This is a genomic window from Pseudomonas endophytica (assembly GCF_001411475.1).
GTDB classification, from domain to species: domain Bacteria; phylum Pseudomonadota; class Gammaproteobacteria; order Pseudomonadales; family Pseudomonadaceae; genus Aquipseudomonas; species Aquipseudomonas endophytica.
Window position 1 is genome coordinate 1 of sequence record NZ_LLWH01000190.1, and the last position, 21,583, is coordinate 21,583.

General features: G+C 56.5%; 22 protein-coding genes. 12 read left to right on the forward strand and 10 right to left on the reverse strand.

Annotated features, from left to right (window positions below; translation table 11 throughout):
• A partial coding sequence (locus tag AQS70_RS24215) for a collagen-like triple helix repeat-containing protein (protein WP_055103890.1) occupies positions 1-1,160 on the forward strand: 1,160 nt, incomplete at its 5' end.
• A 184-nt stretch (positions 1,161-1,344) separates the two neighbouring features.
• Positions 1,345-3,027, forward strand: a complete 1,683-nt coding sequence (locus tag AQS70_RS16805) for a ShlB/FhaC/HecB family hemolysin secretion/activation protein (protein WP_055103891.1) — start codon at positions 1,345-1,347, stop codon at positions 3,025-3,027.
• Between the two features lie 109 nt (positions 3,028-3,136).
• Here AQS70_RS16805 and AQS70_RS16810 read toward each other — a convergent pair whose 3' ends face one another.
• Positions 3,137-3,547: a response regulator gene (locus AQS70_RS16810; protein ID WP_055103892.1), complete on the reverse strand. Its 411-nt coding sequence runs from the start codon at positions 3,545-3,547 to the stop codon at positions 3,137-3,139.
• 25 nt (positions 3,548-3,572) lie between these two features.
• Positions 3,573-3,791, reverse strand: coding sequence for a Flp family type IVb pilin (locus tag AQS70_RS16815; protein ID WP_055103893.1), 219 nt, complete (start codon positions 3,789-3,791; stop codon positions 3,573-3,575).
• A 352-nt stretch (positions 3,792-4,143) separates the two neighbouring features.
• On the opposite strand from AQS70_RS16815, the gene cpaB reads away from it, so the two are divergent.
• The 8 genes from cpaB to AQS70_RS16855 are packed head-to-tail and all read left to right on the forward strand — an operon-like array spanning position 4,144 to position 11,459.
• On the forward strand, positions 4,144-5,079 hold the full coding sequence (gene cpaB, locus AQS70_RS16820) for a Flp pilus assembly protein CpaB (RefSeq protein WP_055103894.1): 936 nt from the start codon (positions 4,144-4,146) through the stop codon (positions 5,077-5,079).
• Positions 5,080-5,119: 40 nt separating this feature from the next.
• On the forward strand, positions 5,120-6,346 hold the full coding sequence (locus AQS70_RS16825) for a type II and III secretion system protein family protein (protein ID WP_055103895.1): 1,227 nt from the start codon (positions 5,120-5,122) through the stop codon (positions 6,344-6,346).
• Entirely contained in the window at positions 6,343-7,542 is a 1,200-nt protein-coding gene (locus tag AQS70_RS16830; RefSeq protein WP_055103896.1) for a CpaE/TadZ family protein, read from the forward strand. The genes AQS70_RS16825 and AQS70_RS16830 overlap by 4 nt, the downstream gene beginning before the upstream one ends.
• Entirely contained in the window at positions 7,539-8,864 is a 1,326-nt protein-coding gene (locus AQS70_RS16835) for a TadA family conjugal transfer-associated ATPase (RefSeq protein ID WP_277620596.1), read from the forward strand. Before AQS70_RS16830 ends, AQS70_RS16835 begins: the two co-directional genes overlap by 4 nt.
• Positions 8,752-9,582, forward strand: coding sequence for a type II secretion system F family protein (locus AQS70_RS16840; RefSeq protein WP_277620597.1), 831 nt, complete (start codon positions 8,752-8,754; stop codon positions 9,580-9,582). The genes AQS70_RS16835 and AQS70_RS16840 overlap by 113 nt, the downstream gene beginning before the upstream one ends.
• 1 nt (position 9,583) lies before the next feature.
• Positions 9,584-10,468: a type II secretion system F family protein gene (locus AQS70_RS16845; RefSeq protein WP_055103898.1), complete on the forward strand. Its 885-nt coding sequence runs from the start codon at positions 9,584-9,586 to the stop codon at positions 10,466-10,468.
• A gap of 14 nt (positions 10,469-10,482) precedes the next feature.
• Entirely contained in the window at positions 10,483-11,175 is a 693-nt protein-coding gene (locus AQS70_RS16850; protein ID WP_055103899.1) for a tetratricopeptide repeat protein, read from the forward strand.
• Positions 11,176-11,192: 17 nt separating this feature from the next.
• Entirely contained in the window at positions 11,193-11,459 is a 267-nt protein-coding gene (locus tag AQS70_RS16855; protein WP_055103900.1) for a DUF3613 domain-containing protein, read from the forward strand.
• Between the two features lies 1 nt (position 11,460).
• Here the strand turns inward: AQS70_RS16855 and AQS70_RS16860 are convergent, their stop codons facing one another.
• Complete coding sequence (locus AQS70_RS16860) at positions 11,461-12,273, reverse strand: response regulator transcription factor (protein ID WP_055103901.1); 813 nt, start codon at positions 12,271-12,273, stop codon at positions 11,461-11,463.
• Positions 12,274-12,397: 124 nt separating this feature from the next.
• Entirely contained in the window at positions 12,398-12,871 is a 474-nt protein-coding gene (locus AQS70_RS16865; protein ID WP_055103902.1) for a prepilin peptidase, read from the reverse strand.
• Positions 12,872-12,941: 70 nt separating this feature from the next.
• On the opposite strand from AQS70_RS16865, the gene AQS70_RS16870 reads away from it, so the two are divergent.
• Positions 12,942-13,388 (forward strand): TadE/TadG family type IV pilus assembly protein, encoded by a 447-nt coding sequence (locus AQS70_RS16870; RefSeq protein ID WP_055103916.1) that lies wholly within the window; start codon positions 12,942-12,944, stop codon positions 13,386-13,388.
• Positions 13,385-16,147: a PAS domain-containing sensor histidine kinase gene (locus tag AQS70_RS16875; RefSeq protein ID WP_055103903.1), complete on the forward strand. Its 2,763-nt coding sequence runs from the start codon at positions 13,385-13,387 to the stop codon at positions 16,145-16,147. Before AQS70_RS16870 ends, AQS70_RS16875 begins: the two co-directional genes overlap by 4 nt.
• Here AQS70_RS16875 and AQS70_RS16880 read toward each other — a convergent pair.
• From AQS70_RS16880 to AQS70_RS16905, 6 genes are all read right to left on the reverse strand, one after another.
• Positions 16,136-18,112 (reverse strand): pilus assembly protein TadG-related protein, encoded by a 1,977-nt coding sequence (locus tag AQS70_RS16880; RefSeq protein WP_055103904.1) that lies wholly within the window; start codon positions 18,110-18,112, stop codon positions 16,136-16,138. The two genes, AQS70_RS16875 and AQS70_RS16880, sit on opposite strands and share 12 nt — an antisense overlap.
• A 240-nt stretch (positions 18,113-18,352) precedes the next feature.
• On the reverse strand, positions 18,353-18,940 hold the full coding sequence (locus AQS70_RS16885) for a DUF4136 domain-containing protein (protein WP_055103905.1): 588 nt from the start codon (positions 18,938-18,940) through the stop codon (positions 18,353-18,355).
• A 27-nt stretch (positions 18,941-18,967) separates the two neighbouring features.
• Positions 18,968-19,582 carry a DUF4136 domain-containing protein gene (locus tag AQS70_RS16890; RefSeq protein ID WP_055103906.1) on the reverse strand — a complete coding sequence of 205 codons (615 nt, stop codon included), beginning with the start codon at positions 19,580-19,582 and terminating at the stop codon, positions 18,968-18,970.
• A gap of 22 nt (positions 19,583-19,604) precedes the next feature.
• On the reverse strand, positions 19,605-20,354 hold the full coding sequence (locus AQS70_RS16895) for a methyltransferase domain-containing protein (RefSeq protein ID WP_055103907.1): 750 nt from the start codon (positions 20,352-20,354) through the stop codon (positions 19,605-19,607).
• Entirely contained in the window at positions 20,351-20,656 is a 306-nt protein-coding gene (locus AQS70_RS16900) for a MazG-like family protein (RefSeq protein ID WP_055103908.1), read from the reverse strand. Before AQS70_RS16900 ends, AQS70_RS16895 begins: the two co-directional genes overlap by 4 nt.
• Before the next feature lie 70 nt (positions 20,657-20,726).
• On the reverse strand, positions 20,727-21,581 hold the full coding sequence (locus tag AQS70_RS16905; protein ID WP_055103909.1) for a MaoC/PaaZ C-terminal domain-containing protein: 855 nt from the start codon (positions 21,579-21,581) through the stop codon (positions 20,727-20,729).
• Positions 21,582-21,583: the final 2 nt, after the last annotated feature.

The following is a 21,583-nucleotide window of genomic DNA, read 5'->3' on the forward strand; positions in this document are numbered from 1 at the left end:
GCGGAAATCACGGGGGTGGTAATGGGGCTAACAACACGCCTCTGGTCACCGGCCAAGTGATTGGCCAAGTCGGTACGGCTGTCGGCGGTGTAGGCAGCACCGTGAGTGACTTGGGCACCGCTCTGACCACGGTTCCTGTGGTGGGCGCAGCAGGCGGTTTGGTGACCAACACCGGTAATGCCGTGACCTCCGTTACCGATGGTTTGACCAACGGTTTGGGCACAATTGGCACGGATAAAAACTCACTGGGTATTACCGTCGCTGGCGCAACCAACGCTGTTTCAGACGTCGGTAAAGGGGTGTCCTCGTTGGGCCAAGGCGTTAGCGGGTTGCTCGATAACACGCCGATCAACCATATCCCGATTGTGGGTGGCGTGGTGGGTAACGTCACGGACGTAACCGGCGGTCTGGTGAATAAGGTCGGCACAACCGTCACCATGCTCGGCAACACCCTAACCACCAATGTCACCAGTGGGCAATTGGGCCAAGTGACAGGCGGGGTCAATGACAAAGTGCTGGTGCCGGTGATTTCCCTAGTGGAAAAAACCACAGGGCAAGTCGGAACGGCCACCGGTTTAGGGGCGCCGGTTGACGGCCTGCTGAACAAAGTCGGCGGTGTGGTAACTGGGCTCGGTAATAAAGTTACCACCGTGGGCGATCAAAACCCGGTTACCACGCTGGTCGGTGGCGTGTTGGTGGGGGTTGGCGGTGTCGCTGACAAGGCGGGTGGTTACGTCAACCCGGCCGCTGGCAGCGGCACAGGCAGCACAGCGGGCCTAGGCGGATTGCTCGGGGGTGTGACAGGTGCTGTTGGAGGTGTGACCGGGGGTGGTGATGCAGGCGTTGGCGCGGGCGGTGCGGTTGGCGGCTTGTTGGGCGGTGTTGCCAGCACGGTGGGTGGCGTTGTGGGTACGGTAACAGGGGCAGGCACCGGCGCAGGCACGGGCGGTGTTGGTGGCTTACTCGGAGGAATAGGTGTTGGTGTGGGCGCGGGCGCCGGTGTGGGAGTAGGGGCGGTCGCTACTACGCCACCTAGTGCCGACGTCGGAGCGGGAGCCGCTGCTGGTGCAGGGGCTGGTGCAAGTTCGGGAACAGGTTTGGTTGGCGGTCTAGTCGGAGGCGTGCTCGGCGGTTTGGGTAACCTCGGCAAGAAAAACTGACGATATTGCACCTGGCCGGTTCGACGGCCTTGCCTACAGCGCCTACGCTTGGTTGGGACGAGAGATTGGCATCAATCTCTCGTTTTTTTTTAGGTCCGGATTGCAAATCTGCTGTTCGGATAACGTCGCCGCGAGATGACGTGATCAAGCTGTTAAGTCGCTGTCGTTGAACATGGAGCGTCACATGCGAACTTATGTCCCTTTTCTATTATTGGCCTTGGCTCCTTACGTCGGTGCCGAACCTCTTCCACGCTTTCTTAACAGCAACGAAACCCTGCAATCGCTTCCGACCCCTAACTTGCCGGTGGATGCCTATCGCCCGCAATCACCGGCCTTGGAGCTGCCAAAACCAGAAACGGCGCAACCTGCGCCGCTGATGATGAGCACCCAACTGACCATCCGCAAATTACAGATTGAAGGCGGCACGGTGTACCCGTTGCAAGAGTTGGGGGCGGCGTATAAACCGCTGTTGGGCCGTGAAATAACCTTGGCTGAATTGATTGAAGCGACCCGCAAAATTACCCAACGTTACCAAACCGATGGCTACTTGTTGTCATACGCCTTTTTGCCACCGCAGAACTTTGATCAAGGGCTGGTGCGCGTGGTGTTGGTCGAAGGCTATATACGTGACTATCAGGTCGAGGGTGATGTTGGCCGGGTCAAAGGGTTTATTGACGAGCTGATCGACAAGCTCAAGGGTGAGCGGCCGCTGACCCGTAAAACCTTTGATCGTTACGCCACCTTGATGAGTCGAATTCCGGGGGTGACGTTGCAGGCGCAAGTTCCTCCACCGGGCACCACCGATGGCGCGGCGACCCTGCAAGTCACTGCCAGTCGCAAACCGTTCACCACCGGCATGAGCCTCATTGAAGGCAGCCGCAACAGTACGCAAGCGCTGTTTAGTGCGAGCAGCAACTCCCAAACCGCCATGGCCGAGCAATTGACCTTGAGCGGGCTGTTCCCACCGGGTAACGACAAAGAGCACTACTACCGTCTCGATTACAGCCAGTACCTGAATGCTGAAGGCACTCAATTGAGTCTGTACGGCACGCGTTATCGCAGTGACCCGGCTACCAGCATTGCAACCAGTGATGGTTTTGAGCTTAAGCCTCACCGTGAGAATGACCGGTTTTCGATTGGCGTGAGCCATCCGTTGATCGTTGCCCCTGACCAATGGCTGAGCTTGGCGGGTCGTTTATACGGCGTGAATGATAAAACCGATTACGACATCGTCGGTTACTCGCAGACCATCAGTGAAAAAACCAACGTGCGAGCCTTGGCGTTTGAAGGTGATTGGCGTAAGTCCAACGCTGAGCAATTACGCATTGTCAGTGCCGGTGTGTATCAGGGTATCAATGGGCTGGGCGCCAAGACTGAAAGTAACTTGACCGGCAATCACTATGACTTGGACTTCTTCCGGCTGCGTGTCTCTGGGGTACAAAGTGACACGTTATTTGAACATTGGCAGGGTGTAATGTCGGGCGCGTTGTATTGGAGTGACGACAGTTTGCCTGACAGTGAACGCGCTGTATTTGGTGGTCAAAATTTTGGCCGCGGTTATCCCGACGATCAAGCGTCGGGTGATAAAGGCTGGGGCGTGGCCTATGAAGTCAATTACAGTTTCGAGCGCGACGGCGCGTGGGTGAAACTGTTACAGCCTTATGTGGTGTTGGACAGGGCTAAAACGTGGTTTAACGAACTTCCGCTTAAAGGGGCTGATATGTCTTCAGCGGCCGTTGGGCTGCGTTTTGGTGATAAACGCTACTACAACGTTTCGCTGGAGGTGGCCAAGCCGATGTCGGATATAGCACTGGATAGCTTTAATCGTCGCCCACGTTATACCTTGAGCTTTAGTTATCAGTTATAAACATCGACCTGTAGGCGCGAGCGTGCTCGCGATCTTTTAAATTCACAAAAGATCGCGAGCACGCTGGCGTCTACAATCATGTTTTTTAAATGTGCGAATAAGCGATTAATTAAGACTTAACCGCCTGCAATGCGGGAGCGGGGAATAAGTAATTGAGGGTGTTAATCAAGCGGGCGTGATAGATAGGTTTGTGAAACAAGTCCAAGACCTGCAAACGCAGCAGGTCACTGACATCGTCCATGTTGGCGTGGCCGGAGACAACGATCACCGGCAAGTGTTGTCGAGCGGTGTGGGTGCGTAGGCGCTGAATCAACGCAATGCCGCTGGCTTCAGGCATGCGCAGGTCAGTAATGACCAGCGCAATGTCCGGGTGCTCGGTCAACTGCTGAAGGGCGAGTGTGACTGATGTTGCACTAAAGCAACAAAAGCCCTCGCCCTTCAGTAGTTCGGCCAGTTCAAGCAGTGCGTCTTCTTCGTCGTCGACCAAAAGAAGTTGTTGGCGTGACGAAGAATGGAACATGCAGAGTGCTCCCAAAAGATAAAGTTTAAGCGGTTGTAAGTCCGGTTGTGATTTTGGTGAATATACTGGTGACTTCAGTTTGTACAGCCGGTGACAGTCCCGCAATGACCACCGCGACCATGGCCGCAATAATAGCGTACTCAATACCCGAAGCGCCTTCTGTTCGCTTCGCAAACAATTTGGCTTGCCGTACCAAGAAGGTTTGGGCCGGGACATACACCTTAAGCACTGTATTTAAAAGCATCTGACATCTCCTTGCTGCGCCGGGGGAGGGCACTGCATCGCCGTGATACTGCGTGGTTGCTGTTTGCAGTTGCAGAATTGGCGATAGTCGAGAGTTTGGCAACTGTAAAAAGTGACTAATTATAAAGTATTAACGCTAAAGAAGAAGTGTGTGATGTTTAACGGTTTAATCCAAGCGTTTAATTTAAGTGTTTAGAGGTGTTGTGTGTTTTTTTAGTTCCGTTAATGGCAATTTTATTGGCCTGCGCTATTTTCAAATTGCGAAAAGGTTGTATCACTATCGCCCGCTCATGGCGGCTTGAGTGCAAATGGATTGTTGATAGGTTTGAAGTGCGCAATGGAAGAGGATGTATATGAGCAATCGACGTAGTTTGATCTTGGCCGCCATCCTGTTTGTTGGAGCGCTCATTGCAGGTTATTGGGGCCTGGTCTTAAGTCGGCAGCAACCTGTTGCTGCTGTTCCGGTGACTCAGGTGGTTGAAAACGGTGTGGCGGCGGTTGAAGACAAAACCCTTCAGCCTGTGGTGGTGTTAAGTCGCGATGTGCCGCCCAATGTGGCGTTGAAAGCGGATGACTTGGTTTTGGAAAAACTGCACACCGCCCCCGTTGGCAGTCTCGCCACGATTGATCAGGCCGTGGGTCGCACCCCATGGCGTGGTTTGAGTGCTGGCACTTGGCTTAATGAGCAGAGTTTTGAGGCGGGCGGGCCGTTGGCGCGGATGATTCGCCCCAATGAGCGCGCACTGGCCGTCGCTATAGACGAAGTGACAGGGGCAGGCGGGCAGTTAACGCCGGGTGATTACGTCGACATCGTGTTGTTTTTGCCTCAAGACATGGCCAACCCGGAACAGTCTGCACAGGTGGTATTGCCCGCCGTTCGCGTGCTCAGCGTGGGTGAAGAGCTGGGTTTGACCAGTGATGGTCAGCCGGCCAGCCCACCCTTGAATGCCGAAGAGGCCCTCAAACAGTCGCAGCGCCGGATCAACGCACGTACTGCGGTGCTCGCGGTTCCCGAACCGTTACTCAACCAACTGATGCTGGCGACCCAGGCCGGTAAGTTGCGTTTGGCAGTACGCAGTGCACAGGAACAGCGCTTGAGTAAGTACTGGGCAGGCGAAGACGTCGCCGCAAACAACCTCGATAACGCTAAGCGCAGCCTCTATCAGTTCAATCAATTGGCCATGACCCCGCCGGTACGGACCCCGGTCGCCACTGGCTCAGGCGTGCCCCGGGCACGCGGCATCGAAATTATTCGTGGCAATCAAGCGGCTCAGCAGCCTGCTCAATAAGTTGCTCACTCTAAAAGCCTGATCTACAAGGAAGCCCAGCATGAGCCTTCGTTGCGTAGCGCTGTACAAGCGAGTTGTCTGGACCTTGGTCTTAAGCAGCTTGCCTTTGGAAATGGCTTTGGCCGCCTCGGGCAATTGCGCCGCACTCGGGCAGTTGCCCACGGTGTTGGAAGTGGCTCAAGGCGCCCAGCACGCCCTCAATTCCCCGGTCACTATTTCGCGTATTGCCGTGGGCGATCCCTCGGTGGCCGATGTGCAGGCCAGTGGCAGTCAGGCTTTTTTACTGACGGGCGTGGCGCCGGGCACTACCAGCCTGATGGTCTGGACTGCCTGCTCGACAGCGCCGCGCCAAAGCATGGTGTTCGTTAAAGGTAAAGCCACCGAGAGTTTGACCAGTGTCTCAGTACCTCCTTCGGCAGATCCCTCTTTATCCAGCCAAGTGCAAACCGACATTCGCTTTGTCGAAGTCAGCCGCACCAAGCTGCAAGAAGCCAGCACCTCTATTTTTGGCATGGGCAAAGATTTTCTGTTGGGCTCGCCTGGTTCCTTTATCAGCGGTGCGGATAACATCATTACCGGTGGCCCTCTGGCCAATAACGCCTCCTTCAACATCGGCTTTGGTGGCGGTCGGGTCAGGGCCATGATCAACGCGCTGGAAGGCAGCGGTTTTGCTTACACCTTGGCGCGCCCCAGCTTGGTAGCACTCAGTGGGCAAAGCGCGACGTTTCTGGCAGGCGGTGAAGTGCCTATTCCGGTGCCCAGCAGTGGCAGCGACAACGTTTCAATTGAATACAAGGAATTTGGTATTCGCCTCACGCTGACCCCGACCGTGGTCGGACGTGACCGGATATTGCTGAAAGTGGCGCCCGAAGTCAGCGAACTGGACTACACCAATGCGGTGAACATCGCCGGGACGTTAGTGCCAGGGCTTAACGTACGGCGTACCGATACCAGCATCTCTTTGGCTGACGGCGAGAGCTTTGTGATCAGTGGTTTGATCAGTTCGCGCAACACCGCGCAGGTCAGTAAATTTCCGGGGTTGGGAGACATACCGATACTGGGCGCGTTTTTCCGCGACTCCAATATCAACCGCGAAGACAAGGAGTTGCTGATGATCGTGACCCCGCATCTGGTTCAACCGTTGGCGGCCAATGCCCAACTGCCCAACTTGCCCGGCGAGAATCTGCGCGATTACGACCCTAACTGGTATCGCTTATTTTTCCTGGAGAACGGCTCATTCAATAGCCGTAGTGGGTTATCCCAATGAGCCAGAGCCTGAGCCAGACGTTTCTCGCGCTCACGCGCAATGACACCGACCTTGAATGGTTACAGGGCGCGTTGGCCCCGTTGGGGCAAGTGGTCGGCGCGGGCAGCAGCAGTTTGGATGAGTTGCTGGCGCTGATCGACGTGACCTTCGCCGGTTTGGTGTTTGTGGGGCTGGACCGCGAAAAAGTGGTGGCCCAGTGTGCGCTGATCGAAGGCGCGCTGGAGGCCAAACCGATGCTGGCCATTGTCGCGCTGGGCGACGGCATGGATAACCAGTTAGTCCTCAATGCCATGCGTGCCGGGGCCCGGGATTTTGTCGCCTATGGCTCACGCTCCAGTGAAGTCGCGGGGTTGGTCAGGCGCTTGAGTAAGCGCTTACCGCCCACTACGCCGAACACTGAACTGGGCGGCCTTTCAGTGTTGTTCAGTGCGCAGTGCAATGCCGATGGCGCTTTGCTTGCCAGCCATTTGGGCCTCGAAGTGCAAAAGAGCGGGCAAAAAACCCTGCTTCTGGATTTGGGCATTCCGCGGGGCGACGGGCTGGCGTTGCTGGGGCTTGAAAGTACGTTTTTTTTTGGTGACGCCCTGCGCCATTTGCGGCGGCTGGACAGCACGCTGATCGACAGTGCGTTTAGCAGTGCCGCCGGCGGTATGCGGGTGTTGGCTTCCAGTACCAGCGACGAACCGGTTGAGCACACCAGTGCCGCCGAGTTGTACATGCTACTCAGCGCGTTGCGTCAGCACTTCCAGCACATCGTGGTGAACCTCACCGGGCAACCCGACAGTGAAGCCTTGCGCACGTTCGTCAGCCATTGCGACAAATTGCTCTGGTACACCGATCAAAACGTGCTCGATTGCCGACGCAACTTGGACGTACTGAGTGTGTGGCGCGCCAAGGGCATGAAGCTGGAGCACGCGGCTTTAGTGGTCGACCGTTACCTGCGAGGGATTGCGCCGAATGCCGATGCACTGGCCAAAAGCTTTGGTTTTCCGGTGTTGGCGACGTTTCCACTGAGCCTTGAACTACGCATTAACGCTAAAAATCAGGCGGTGACGCTCTATGAGTTAGGCCCTCGCGAGGCATTGAGCCAAGGTCTGAAAAAACTCGGTGCCCATTTAGCGACGCGATCGCAATTGCCGGGGCAGTCTCCTGCGGCCAACGGTAAATGGCTGAATCGCTTGTGGGGGGCAAAATGAACCACGAACAGCTATTTGGCTCTGGCTTATACAAAGACGGGCAGGCCGACCACGACGGTCTGAAACTGGTACTGCACCGCTACATCATTGATGCCATTGAGGAGAGCGGTAAAAACCTGCTGGAAGGTTCGCGTCAGCTCTTGTCGCAGTTCGTTACCGACCGGGTGGCCGAGTATGTGTCGCGCTTGCACTTGGCCATTTCGCGCTACGAGATGGAGCGTCTGGCCGAAGAGATCGTCGACGAACTGACAGGTTTCGGACCGCTTGAAGTGCTGCGGCGTGACGCGGCGGTGACGGAAATCTTGGTCAACGGCCCACATCGGGTGTTTGTCGAACGTGCGGGTATTTTGAGCCAGAGCGATCTGCGCTTTATCGACGATCACCATGTTGAACGGGTGATGCAGCGCATTTTGGCACCGCTGGGTCGGCGTCTCGATGAGTCGTCACCGATGGTCGATGCGCGTCTGCCTGATGGCAGCCGGGTGAATGCGATCATCCCGCCCATCGCATTGGACGGCCCCTGCCTGTCGATTCGTAAGTTTCGTAAGGACATGCTTAAAAGCAGCGACTTGGTGGCGATGCAAACCATTGATCAGGCGATCTATGAATTTTTCGAGATGGCGGTGGGTAAGCGTTGCAACGTACTGATCAGCGGCGGTACGGGCACGGGCAAAACCACGTTGTTGAACATCTTGAGCCAGTTGATCAACCCCCATGAGCGTTTGGTGACCATTGAGGATGTGGCCGAATTGCAACTCGCCCACCCGCATGTGGTTCGCCTAGAAACCCGACCGCCGAACGCCGAAGGGCATGGCGAGGTTAAATCCAGTGACCTGATTCGTAACGCCCTGCGGATGCGCCCGGACCGCATCATCCTCGGTGAGATTCGCGGCGTGGAAGTACTCGATGTATTAACGGCCATGAACACCGGTCACGATGGTTCCATGAGCACGGTGCACGCCAACACCGCGCAAGATGCCTTGCTGCGTCTGGAGACGCTGGTCGGTCTGACCGGGCGCACGGTGGCCGAAAAAACCCTGCGTCAAATGATCTGCGCCGCGCTGGACATCATCATCCAGCTCACGCGCATGCCCGATGGTCGGCGCTGTGTCAGTGAGGTGTTAGAGGTGGTAGGTGTGCGTGACGATGTGTATGTCACCAATACGTTGTTCCGACTTTGCGATCAGTTTCATGATGTTCGGACTGTCGATGCACGTCGCCTACCGTGCCTTACGAGATCCCGCCGCGGGACGGGTACTGGGGCGTTTGACCGAAGGTGTGCCGCAGCCGCTAGAGAAAGCGCCGGGTGTCGAGTGGCTTGACCGCGCCTTCTTGCAAGCGGGGCTGGGGCGCCCCTCTGAGCGACTGGGCCTATGGTTGAGCCTTTGGCTGGGAGTAGCGCTGTTGGCGGGGTTGCTCGGTGGCTGGGTGTTCTTGCTCGCATTCTTGGTGCTACCGCCCGTGTTGCTGAAGCTGATTGTCAGTTGGCTTTACCAACGGCGGGTGCGGCGCATGGTGGAGCAACTACCGCAGTTACTGGATCACAGCGTGCGCAGTTTGAAAGCGGGTCGGACCTTGGCCGATGCCGTATTAACCGCCATTGAGGCGGCCAGTGACCCGCTCAAAAGCGCTATCAGCCGGGTGTCGCGCAACGTGCAGTTGGGGGTCAGTTTGCCCGACGCCGTACAGGATTTTGCCGAGCTGTATGAGCGCGATGAGTTCCGCATGTTCGCCCTCGGGCTGAAAGTTAACCATCGCTATGGTGGCAATGCCAGTGAGCTGCTGAACAACCTGATCGTGTTGATTCGTGAGCGTGAGTCAGGGGCCCGCAAGCTCAAAGCTATGACCGGTGAAACCCGAGTTACTGCATGGGTGTTGGGGCTGTTGCCGATGTTGGTGGTGGGCTACTTCCTGCTCACCAACCCGGGCTACATGCTCAAAATGTGGCACGACGCAGGCGGTCAGCACATGTTGTTGATGGCGTTTGGCATGCAAGTACTCGGAAGTTTTGCGCTCTGGCGCATGGTGCGGAGCGTATGACATGGCCTATGTAATCTGTGCAGCTTTGCTACTCGGCGCCGTGGCGTTGTTGATCAGTAACGTGATTCAAGAGCGCTTGCGCCAGCAGCGGGTGATGCAACGCCTGGACGGTGAAAAAACCGGGCCCAGCAAGCTCAGTCTGTGGATGCGTGCGGTGGGCAATAGCAGTGCCGGGCAGCGCTCGGTGTCTATGGACACGGAAACTCAAACGCTGCTCAACCGCGTGGGCTGGCGTACGGCCAGTCAGCGTTCATTGTTTGCCGCGTTTCAGATAGGCACGCCGCTGGCGTTGGCCGGGCTGGTTTTTTTAGGGCACGAGGTGTTCTTCCCGCGCTCAGGCAATTTGCTGGTTGTACTGTTGTGTGGTTTGGCAGTGGGCTATTTGCTCCCTAAACGAATGCTGGCCTACGCGGCGAAAAAGCGGCAGCAAGACGTCGCCATCGAGGTGTCGACCTTTATCCCTTTGCTGCGCATTTTGTTTGAATCGGGCATGGCGGTTGAGCAGGCTCTACGGGTACTCAGTACAGAGGGGCGGCAACTATTACCCGTGCTTACGGGGGAGTTGCGGGTGGTGCTGGCGCGCGTGGATTCGGGGTTGGAGTTGAGCCAAGAACTCAACAAAACCGCGAGTTTGTTGGATGTCGATGAGTTCAATGACACCTGCGTGATTCTTCAACAATTGATTCAACAAGGCGGCGGGGCAATGAAGTCTTTGCAGTCGCTTAAAGAGCTGCTTGATGACCGGCGTATGACACGCATGGAGGAATACATCTCCAAAATGTCCGCCAAGATGTCGGTGGTGATGATGGCGTTTTTGTTTCCGGCGCTAATGATTGTGCTCGCAGGCCCGAGCTTTGTTGCTATCTCCCGAGCGTTTACTTCCTGACCTGGAGTCTGTCTATGAAAGCCATCATCGCGGTAGGTGTGTTGTTGATGTTGGGAGGGTGCGCCACAGGTGGGCAAAGCACACTGCCATGGTTAGCCGTAACGGATAGCAAATGCGCCGCATTGAGCGCGGATCAAGAGCTGTCGATGAACTTGGCTGACGACATGGCCAAGGAGGGCAAGCTGCACGCCAGCCTGGCGAACTTGCAAAGCTTGCCGGAGCGCTACGAGCAGGTGCAGTTGCGCAAGGCGCGGATCTATCGCCAATTAGGGCGCGCTGAGGCCGAGCCGTTGTATCAAGGGTTGCTCGGCACCTGTTTGAGTGCTGAAGGTGACCACGGGTTGGGCCAATTAGCCGCCGCTCGAGGCGATAACACCTTGGCAGCTTCTTATCTGGAGCGTGCAGCGAAGGCGGCGCCCACCGATGGGAAAATCCGCAATGACTTGGGCGTGGTCTACCTCAATCAGTTGCGAGTCGATGATGCGCGTTTCGAGTTTTTGACGGCCTTGGAGCTTAAGCAAGCGGACTCTCTGGTCGCGCTGAATCTGGTGACGTTGTTGATCTATCAAGACCAGTGGAAGCAGGCCGCCGAACTGGTGACGCGTGCAGGGTTAACCCCCGATCAAGTCAGCGATGCTCAACGTAGGGCGCAAGCTCTTAAAACCCAGACCAGCCCTGCCAGCAATCACGTGGCAGCGATCAAATAATGCGTTGGAGGTAGGCCATGAAACTGTTTATTCGCGTGGGTGTTGTGCTGGCCATGATGCCGTTGGGCGCCTTGGCCATTGAGCCGGGGCCGTTGGCCAAAAATCAACAAGACACCGAAAACTGGTTACAGCTGCAAATCAGTGGCAAGGCCCAGTCGCCGGTACGCCAAGTCGTGACCCCGGCCGAGCGTGAGCGCAGCCTGCAACGCTGGCTAGACAGCTACAACCACCCCATCCCTGAGTATTACAAGCAGGACGAGGGCGGGCGCGCTAAACAAGAGTGAGTCAGGTTTCCTCGCTCCGACAGGTCGCTTGCGCGGGAGGGACTGGTTGCGTCGTCGGTTGGCTAGCGGCGTTGGGGTACAGGGCGAGAGCCAGTTGGGTGCGGTTGTGCATGTGGGTCAGTCGCAGCACTTGTGACACGTAGAGCTTGACCGTGTTTTCGGTGATGCCTAGGTCACAGGCGATTTGGTAGTTGGTTTGGCCTTTGCCGACCAGCCGAGCGACATCCTGTTGGCGCGGTGACAGTTGTTTGAGTATTGACGGGATTGGAGCCTGGACCTTGCTTGGCTCCTGAGGCGCAGGAGGCTCGATCGACTCGGCGTGCAGTACGGACGCCATGTCGTGATAAAGCCCATCGATGGACGCGGCTAAAAACTGCATTTTTTGATTGAGATGGCCCAGATGCTCAGTTTTTTTACGCTCTTGCAGCAGCGCGTCCTGACGCTGAATGCCTTCAAGCAGTTCATTCAGGTCAACCGGCTTTTGGTAGTAGTCGGCAATGCCAATGCGCAAGGCTTTGATCACGTCCTGTTTATCGGCTTGGCCGGTCAGCAAGATGGTTTCAAACAAGCGGTATTTGCCAGCGATTTTTTGCAGGTATTGCGTGAGTTCGATGCCGTTCATGTCGGGCATGTGCAAGTCGCAGAGCACCAAGCTGATCTCGGGGTCGGCGACAAACGCGTCAATGGCTTCATGACTGGATACACAAGGAACACAACGATAACCGCTGCTTTCAAGGAATTCGCTGAGTTCTTCGACGATCAAGGGTTGGTCATCGACGACAAGTACTTTTACGTTTGGGGTGAGCTTGTTCATGCGCTACTCCATCCCTGGCAAGCGAATTTAGGGCGCCGCAATCAATTGTATTTATTAATCGCGGGAGTTTTAAAACATAGACCTTGTTTTGTGTGCTGTACATGAAATACAGCCGAGTTTGTAACTAGGATGTAAACAGAATAGTCAGGCTGAAGCCGCAGAGCAAAAACGGTGCGAAGGGTAGTTTTGTGGCGGTGTGTGCGGCGGGTTGCAGAGGGGCAGGAGTAAGGCGTTGATTAAAAAGGAAAAGAATTTTTGGAACTAGCCAGAACCACAGCCCGGCGCTGATGCCCGCGCCGATAACGGTGCCTAGCAGGGTTGGACGATCGGCGGCCAGCGCCAAGGCGGCTAATAATTTGACGTCGCCCGCGCCCAGCTTGTTCAACGCATAACCGGGGAGGGTCAGGACCAAGGCAATCAGCAGCGCCCAGCCACCTTCACTGGCGCTCGCCCCCAGCCACGTGTGACCGGTCCAGAGCATGTACAGCAGCGCCAGCGCGGCGGCACCAACGGTCAAGCTATTAGCGATGTGACGCTGAATGAAGTCTTGGATAGCGCACGCGAAGAACCACAGAAAGACGACCAGAAGATGCATCACGGATCGAATGCCCCTTTTTTATCAGTGGCGCCAGAATGACATCACTTCCATTGGCAGGGTAGACGCAGTCATGAAAGTCAAACTTCCCCAACAGCAAAAAGGTGCCGTCGCGATTGAATTTGCGCTGGTGTTTGTGGTGTTTTTCGCAGTCCTCTACGGGGTTATCAGCTACAGCTTGCCGCTGCTGCTCGTACAGTCATTCAACCATTCGACGGCTGAAGCGGTGCGACGTAGCGTGGCTGTTGATCCGACATCACTTACGGATGTGGCCTACAAAAAAGCCGTAGAAGACGTGGCGACAGGGGTGCTGAACGACAAGCTGTCTTGGGTGCCGAGTGGGATTGAAGGGTCTATCCAAAAAGTAGCTGCCTACGACCCCGCGACCAAACTACTGACAGTTACCGTCACGCTGCCAGCCGATGAGTTGAGCAACATCATGCCGGTGCTTAAGTTGCCCGGTATCACCGTGCCCAGCCTGCCTGAGAAGTTAACCGCCCAATCGAGTCTGCAATTTTGAGCCGCGATGATCGGTTGTTCGAGCGTTTGCAGGGGCGGCCACACCCGCAATTGCCGGAGTTTTCGGGCCAGCCATTGGGGGCTGACGCGTGCATTCAGTTGGTGCTTGATCAGCGCGGCTACGTGATAGAAACCCACGGGCTACAACGTTATGGGCTGGCACGCAGCGCCAGTGATGGCGCTGCGCGATTGTTGCGCGATTACATGGTGCCGGGTAGCACGCTGGCGCTGGAAGGCGTCCCGGCGGACTGGCTCGGGCATAGCCTTGATCTGGACTTCCAATGTGCTGGCCTGCGGGTGTTGCAGACCCGGGGTTGGGTGCAACCGCAGGCTGACGGCTGGCTCCTACAGCTGCTGGATATCAGTGATTTAAAGTTCGACAGCCAGCAAGGCCGCTATCGAGAACAATTCACACAACTCACCTTGCGGCTGGCTGAGCAACTGCGCCAATGCAGTTTTTTACGCTTGGCCGAGGTCGCGCAAGAAACCTTGCAGAGTATTGCCCAACAAGGGCGCGTGCCCTGCATGGCCGTGGCTATTCGCACGCAGGGTTCGTCGGGCTGGTCTATCCACAGTGCCTACCACGCGTTTGATGCCCCTCAGCTTTGGATCGCAGGGCAATCGCTGGGTGATCCCTTCGCCCATCTCAGCGTCACTTGCGCGCAGCGTGTCGAGCGCGATGCCCATCAGCGGCTCAACGACTTGTTCGGCAATGCGGACGGCCTGCTGGTGCCTTATTGCGACCAACAGGGGTTGTCGGCGTGGCTGTTGCTCGGGTTTTACCCCGTCTCGTTGCATGGCCCGAACATGGGCGCCAGCGACTGGCAGCACGTTTGTGTCGGTGTGGTCGGGCCGTTGCTGAGTCGCTTGCGTGAGCATGAACACACGCTGCACAACGAGCGCACCCAAGCCCTGCAAGCGTTGCTTGGCGCGGGTTGGTGGGAATGGTCGACGCTCGATCAGCAGCTAGCGTTGGCGCCGCAGTTGGCGGCGAATCTGTTGGCTGCGGGCACGCCCCAAGCCCTGACACGTGATACTTGGCTGGCGCTGTTCCACCCTGCGGATCGTGATGAGTTGAGCAGTGGCTTCAATGAACTGCTGGAACACGGCAAAACGTTGTCGATCTGTGCGCGGCTGCATCAGCCGCGCAGTGATGGCCCTGCCGTCTGGTATCGGATACAAGGCCAAGTCATCGGCACGGGCCTTGAGCGGCGGGTTGTAGGTTTTATGCTGGACATCAGTGACATCAAAAATCAGCAACACAACGCCGCCGCGGCGCATGCTCGATTAGACAATTTGATCGCCAGTTCACCCGCGGTCATTTATGTACAGCGGTATGAGGAAGGGGCGCTGGTGCCGGCATTTTTCAGCGCTAGCCTGCAACCGCTACTGGGCTGGACGTTGGCTGAGAGCCAAGGCGCTGAACTGATCGAATGGATCCACCCAGATGATCGCCCCCAGTACTTTGAACGCAGCCGCCGGTTGTTGCGCGAAGGCAGTACGCGTAGCCGTTATCGCCTGCGAGATCGAGACGGGCACTATCACTGGTTGTTAGACGAAGCCAAGTTATTGCGTGATGACGTGGGCCTGCCGGTCGAAGTGGTGGGTTTATGGCTGGATGTTACCGAAGCGACTGAGGCCGCTGAGCGGATCAAACGCAGTGAAGAGCGCTACCGGATTTTGGTCGAGGATTCCCCCGCCATGATCTGCCGCTATCTTCCGGACTTAACCCTGACCTTTGGCAATCAACCGCTGGCCAGGTACTTGGGGTGTGCGCCGCAAGCACTGCCGGGAATCAACTTGGGCAGTTGGCTGTCGACCGAGCAGCGCACAGCGTTTATTCAGCGCATTGCAAAATTAAGCCCTGAACACCCGGTGAGCGCGGCTGAAGTCAGCCTGCAACTGCCGGGGCGTGAGTACGCGTGGTGGGTGTGGTCGGATCGCGGCGTGTTTGATGCCCAAGGTCAATTGATCGAAGTTCAGGCGGTGGGCCGCGACAACACCGAGGTTCGCCGCTCGCAACAGCAATTGACCCAAAGCGCCAAAATGGCCACGTTGGGTGAAATGGCCACGGGCTTGGCACATGAAATCAACCAGCCGTTATATGTCATGCGTATGGCCATTACCAATGTGCTCAAACGCCTGAGCAACGGCGAGGTGGACTCCGATTACCTGCAAGACAAACTCACCCGCATTGATACCCAAGTGCAGCGGGCGGCGCGGACGGTGGAGCATATGTGTGTGTTTGGGCGTCGCTCTGAGGTGGAGCAGCAAACCTTTAACCCGGTGCAGGCGCTGGAAGGCTCTTTGGCCTTGTTGCGCGAAGGCCTGCACGGCAAAGGGATCCAGTTACGCAGTGAGGGGATGACCGGTTCGTTGTGGGTGTGCGGTTACACCGATCAGTTAGAGCAAGTGTTGATTAACCTGTTGGTCAATGCCCGCGATGCGCTGATGAGCAAGCGCGAAACCGATCGTGACTTCACACCCTGGATCAGCCTCAGCGCAAACGCGCACGCCAACCGTGTGCAGTTATGGATTGAAGACAATGCGGGCGGTATTGATCCGTTGCTGCTAGAGCGGATCTTCGAACCGTTCTTTACCACCAAACCGATTGGCTCAGGCACTGGGCTGGGGTTGTCCGTGAGCTACGACATCATTGACAAAATGGGTGGCCAATTGAGTGTCAGCAACACCGGGCACGGCGCCCGGTTTTGCGTGGAGTTGCCTAGGGTTGAACTGGCGGGCGAGTCAAAGGACTAGTTGGGCGCGACCGCCTTCGTTGCAGGAAAGGTTAGCGCCAATATCTGCGTTGCCTAAGTTGATGCCCAATGCTTTCAACAGCGTGTTAACGATGGGATCTAACAACGGCGCTAACAGGCTTTTAAAGGCGGTTGTGAGGGTGCCGATAAGTTGATTGACCAAGGTGGACACGGTGTTAAGCAGGTCACCGGTGACGGTTTTGCCGGGCGGTGGTGTGTAAGAGGTTTCAACATGCCCGGCGAGACCGTTTCCAAGCTTGGCGATGATGTCTTTGATATCAGTGCTTTTGTAGTAAGGCGCCAACCCCATCTTAGGTAGAGTCGCTGGCGAGGTCAGGGTTGAGGTGTAAACGATGTCTTGCGCAGCGCTGCTAATACTGGTTGAAGCCTTCACGTTGAAACTGCCTGCCTTACCCTCCACCGTGTTGCAAATTAACCCCGCGAGGCCACAGGTTTTAACGTCCATATTGATGAGCTTCACCGGGCTGATGATTAAGTTGCCATCGTCGTCTTGAGGGGGGAAGGCCACAGTATTTGAACCTTGGCCAATGCTGACTTTGGCCAGCGAGGTTGAGCCGCGTACGGTTAAGCTTTTGGAGCCGTCAGATGCGCATTTGAAGTCTGTGACGTAACCACTGGCACTGGCGGCTTCGACATAAACATCTAGGGCCGAGGCAATACTGAGCTGTGCCGACTCACATGAGACGAGGCACTTAATGGCGTCTATCACATTAAGGCCAAGCAGTTTTTTGACCACCTCTAATACAGTGGACAGCACACTGGTCAGGGCATCCGTGAGGGGCTTTAGTGTTCTGACAATCGCAAGATCAAGATGAACCCTCGTTTGAACTTGCGCCGTTTTGATAAATATCTGGTTGGGGCCTGTCGGGTTGGCTTTTGCCAACGCCGGATTACCCGCGATGGACAGTTGGGGTGGTTCAATCACTTTGAGATAAACAGTGGCGTTACCAATCAGCGGAATAGTGGTGTTAAGGGTCGCTGTTGCAGCGCTGTTGCCATTGGCCAGTTGCACAATGCCTTGTAATAGTTCAAAGGCAGTCAAGTCTGCATTAAGACCTGCGCGGGGTGTGCCGTTTTGAATGTTAAATAAGTCGCCCAGTTTTAATAGTTGTGTATTACTCGCAATGGCACGTATCGCTTTAACACCATTTAGAGCCACCGTGGCGCCCGGGCCGTTTTTTTCTAGGACGTGGATGGCGGCATCTAACAGCTGAGTTAATCGCAGGTCTGAATTCAGTAGTGCGTTGTAGTCGCCTGCCGTGGCGCCGACGTCAATGGCCAGTTGGTCGAGGTAGCTCAGCAAGTTGATATGGGTGGCGGCCAACCCTTGCCAAGACACAGTGCTGAGATTCACGGTGCCACCCAACAGACCGCCGACCAGCGCGTTAAGCAGGGGAGAGTTAGCGCTGTTGATATCCAGCAGCGAGCTTCGAATGGTGAGCATGGCCAGAGGCGCCCCGGCAATCGTTCCCACCGCACTGGCTGTCAAAGGCGTATCAAGCTCAATCTTCTGCTCACTCAGCAAGTTCCATAAACCCCCGGCCACACTGGTTTGTACGGTCTTGGTCGCAATCACCCGGATGGCGCTGGATTGGTTAGCGTCGGCTTTGAACGTGCGCAGGTTGTCAGCGCCAGTCACCAAGGTGCCGCAGGTAGGGGTGATGGTGTTGGCCCCGCCTGGGGTGAAGTTGTTATGGCTGGCGCTGTTGTTGACGTAGGTGCTGGCCGTGCCCGTGGCGCAACTGCCGCCTCGGGTCACGGCCTCAAGCGCGGCCATGTCGGCGACGCGTTGTAACTTGCGTTGTTCCAGATACAAGCGACCGCTGTCGATCACCAATAACATGAATAACAACGCCATGCCGAGGGTGATGGCCGCGACTAAACCGATTGCACCGCGTTGTTGCCCAGGTGCAGTGAAGTGAACGCCACGTAATTGGGGAAACATCGAACACTCCTGAGGCTGGAACAATGCCCAGCGCGACCGCTCAAAAATTAAATCGAGTGTAGTCAAGAAGTGATTGTTGCGAGGCGAAGTTAATCTTTTATAGCGAGGAAATGAGCGAAAAAACCAATAATTAGATAAAGGGTGCGAGGGTGTAATCGAGAAGCCCAACTGAGTCACTAAAGTATTAATACTTCACAATTAACTACTTTGTGAGTCAGTTGGGTTTATCTGATCATTACTTTACTTCGGTGGATAGTTACTCATGATTTCATTAACAGCCTTGGAAATCGCAGCGCTGCGTTCTGCGGGCGTGGCATCTTGATCGACGATCTTCTCGGCGCTCCCCCGCCAAACTAACTTGCCGTCTTTGGCATCAATCAGGTCAACCTGTAAGGTCCCGACTTGGTACTCCACATTGCGGGTTTCGGCATAGGCTGGCCCACCCCAATAACCTCCCCACGGGCCGCCCCATGGTCCCGCCCACGGCCCACCCCATGGGCCCGCGTCATAACTGTAGTGAGTGACCTGCTCTTGACGATTGGCAACCACCAGATAGGTTTGCACCCATAAATCGGGCTTAGCACTGGGTGCGGCTTGGGTCAGGCCACGCTGATCTAGTTGGCTGCTCAAAGCCATGACGACGCGTTGGGCGGTCAGGCCATTTTTGACCATAGGGGTGTCAGGTAAGAACTGGACGGCTGGGTCTTTCCAACCCCAGGTTCGAAACTGGGCAAAATCGACCGCCGGGTTGTAGTCGTGGGTCACCTGTATGCTGTTACATGCGCTAAGCAGCAGGGCCATTCCCAGTAAAGCAATGCGTCTTAACATGATGATTCTCCGCTTAAACAATCAGTGTTAATGGGGAGGATAAGCCTGCACTGCCTTGTTCAGTGATTCGCGCAGGGCGTCACTGCGTTCGCTCAGGCTGCCTTTACTACTGGTTTCTGCACTCGAACTCCAGACCGGCTGACCTGTTTTTGCGTCATACAGGTTGAGCCGCACGACCATCACTTCGACTTCGTAGGTGCGAACAACCGGCACGCTGCTGTACATGCCGTACTGGTTGCCATAGCGACCATAACGGTCGCCGTACATGCCGCCATAACCATAGTCGTCCTGAACCTGACGCAGACGTTTTTCTGTGTGCAGATCGGCACTCACCCACAGATCGGCGGGTCGATTCGGCTGTGTAGGCCGCAACCCACGTTGGTCCAGGGCATTGCTGACGGCTTCCGCGATTTGTGCCGAATCGGCCCACGCTGACCCTGCTGGCAGGCGGCCATTAAGCCAGCTCCAGCTTTGGTAGCGGGCGTAATCCCGGGGTGGCGCCGGGTAGGCGCTCAAGTCCACGGTGTTGGCCGCCTGCGCTGGCGCGGGCGGGATGGGCAGGCCGCTGGCGGTGTAAGGGTTGGGGCTTTGGCAGGCAGCCAGCCCCAAGGTTAAAACGAGCAAGGCAACGCGGCGATACATCATGTTCTCCCCATGCCGATGATTAAACCGGGCGGCATACCCAGTGCAGATAACGGCCCAACCCGGCAAACGCAGGATGACGGCGGTGGGCTAGTTCCATTTCGACCAGTGCTTCAAGCTCGGCGCGGGCTTGAAACTCCACTGGCATGTAATCGTGAAACACCCGCACGCCGCTTTGGCTCTGCACCTGCCACAGACCTTCAAGCGCGCTCGCCAGCTCACGTGGATCGAGCGGCTGCTGCGGGGTCAGGCTCTGTTTTTCACCGGCCATCTCGTTCTTACGCATTTTGCGGAAGTGACCTTTAAGCAGGTTGCGATAGATCAGCGCGTCGCGGTTATAAAACGCCAGCGACAGCCAGCCGTCTTTGGCAGTCAGTTGGTGCAAAACCGGCAGAATCGTGTGGGGCTCGGCCAACCACTCCAACACGGCATGGCAGATCACCAGGTCGTACGGTTCAGTCAGTTGCCCCGGCAGTTCTTGCCAAGGTGCTTGGATAAAAGTCCCGGTTTGGCCTGCTTCGGCAAAGCGCTGGCGTGCGCCTTCAAGCATCGGTGCGGCAGGTTCTGCCAGCGTAACGTCATGCCCACGCTCGGCCAGCCACAGCGACATATGGCCCAACCCCGCGCCGATATCCAACACCCTCAGCGGGCGTTGTGGCAACGACTCTTCAAGGTCGGCTTGAAGCACCGCCAGACGAATAGCGCCCTTAGCGCCGCCGTAGATTTTTTCAGCGAAGCGCGTGGCCAGTTGATCGAAGTGACGGTCGCTCATGAGTTGAAACGCCTTTCACTGTCGACCAACTTGCTGCGAACCACTTCGTTCATGTCCAGCCCCAACTCACTGCATAACAGCAGCAGGTACAGCACGATGTCGCCGACCTCTTGCCCCGCGTGGGCCAATTTATCGGCAGGTAATTGGCGTGATTGGTCTTCGCTGAGCCACTGAAAAATTTCCACCAGTTCGGCCATTTCGACGCTGGCCGCCATGGCCAAGTTTTTGGGGCTGTGAAATTGTTTCCAGTCGTTGTTATCGCGAATGCGGTGCAGGCGCTGAGTGAGTTCGTCGAGGTTCATCGGGGTGCGTTCTCCAGAAGGCGTAAAGCTTGCGACCGAATGCCAATTGGTGCAAGTGCCTCTCTATGGATTACCCAATGGGCCGCCATTGCCCGATTAAATGCACCAGTTCCCCCTGCCCATTGAGCTGGAAATCTCCGCTGGAGCCTGCATCGCTGCTCAGCAAAATCACCTCGCTGGGCAAGCGCACCGGCTTTTTAAACGCGACGCTGATCTCGACATTGTCCGCTGGCAAATGCGCGCTCAGTGCGGCCAATGCACGTGCCTTGAGCCACAGACCATGGGCAATCGCGCGGGGCATACCGAACAGTTTGGCGCTGACGGCGCTGAGGTGAATGGGGTTGTAGTCGCCCGAAACCTTGGCGTATTGACGGCCAATATCCGCCGGGGCGTACCAGCGAGTCAGCTCGGTTAAAGGCGGGACGATCAGTGCTGTGCTTTCGGGCACGTCCCCCGGCAATTGAACGCCTTTGCACAGCAACGTGCTGTGTGCCTCCCACAGTGGCCCGAGTTGGTCATCGACGCGTGTCACAACGTCAAAGGTCGCACCCTTAGGGTGTTTTTGCAGGTTGTGCACAAACACACCGACACGCAGCCGCGTCACGCTGCCCATGGGTCGTAAGATTTGGAGCCGATTGGTCAGGTGAATCAGCCCCAGCAGCGGAAAGGGAAAGTCCTTGTCGGTTAGTAACTGCATCTGCAAACCGAACGCCAACACATGGGGATAAGTGGGTGGCAATAACGGGCTAGGTGCAATCCCACAAACGCCACGAAAGGCCGTCAACGACGGTGTGTCGATGTCGATCCAACACCGGAACCCCTTCGTCGGCAGCGTGCTGCCGGTGATTTTTCGTTTGCGTGCCGCTTGCGTGTAAAGCGTAGGCAAATGCGGCGCGGTGCTGAGGTCAAGCCAATCCACAGTCATGC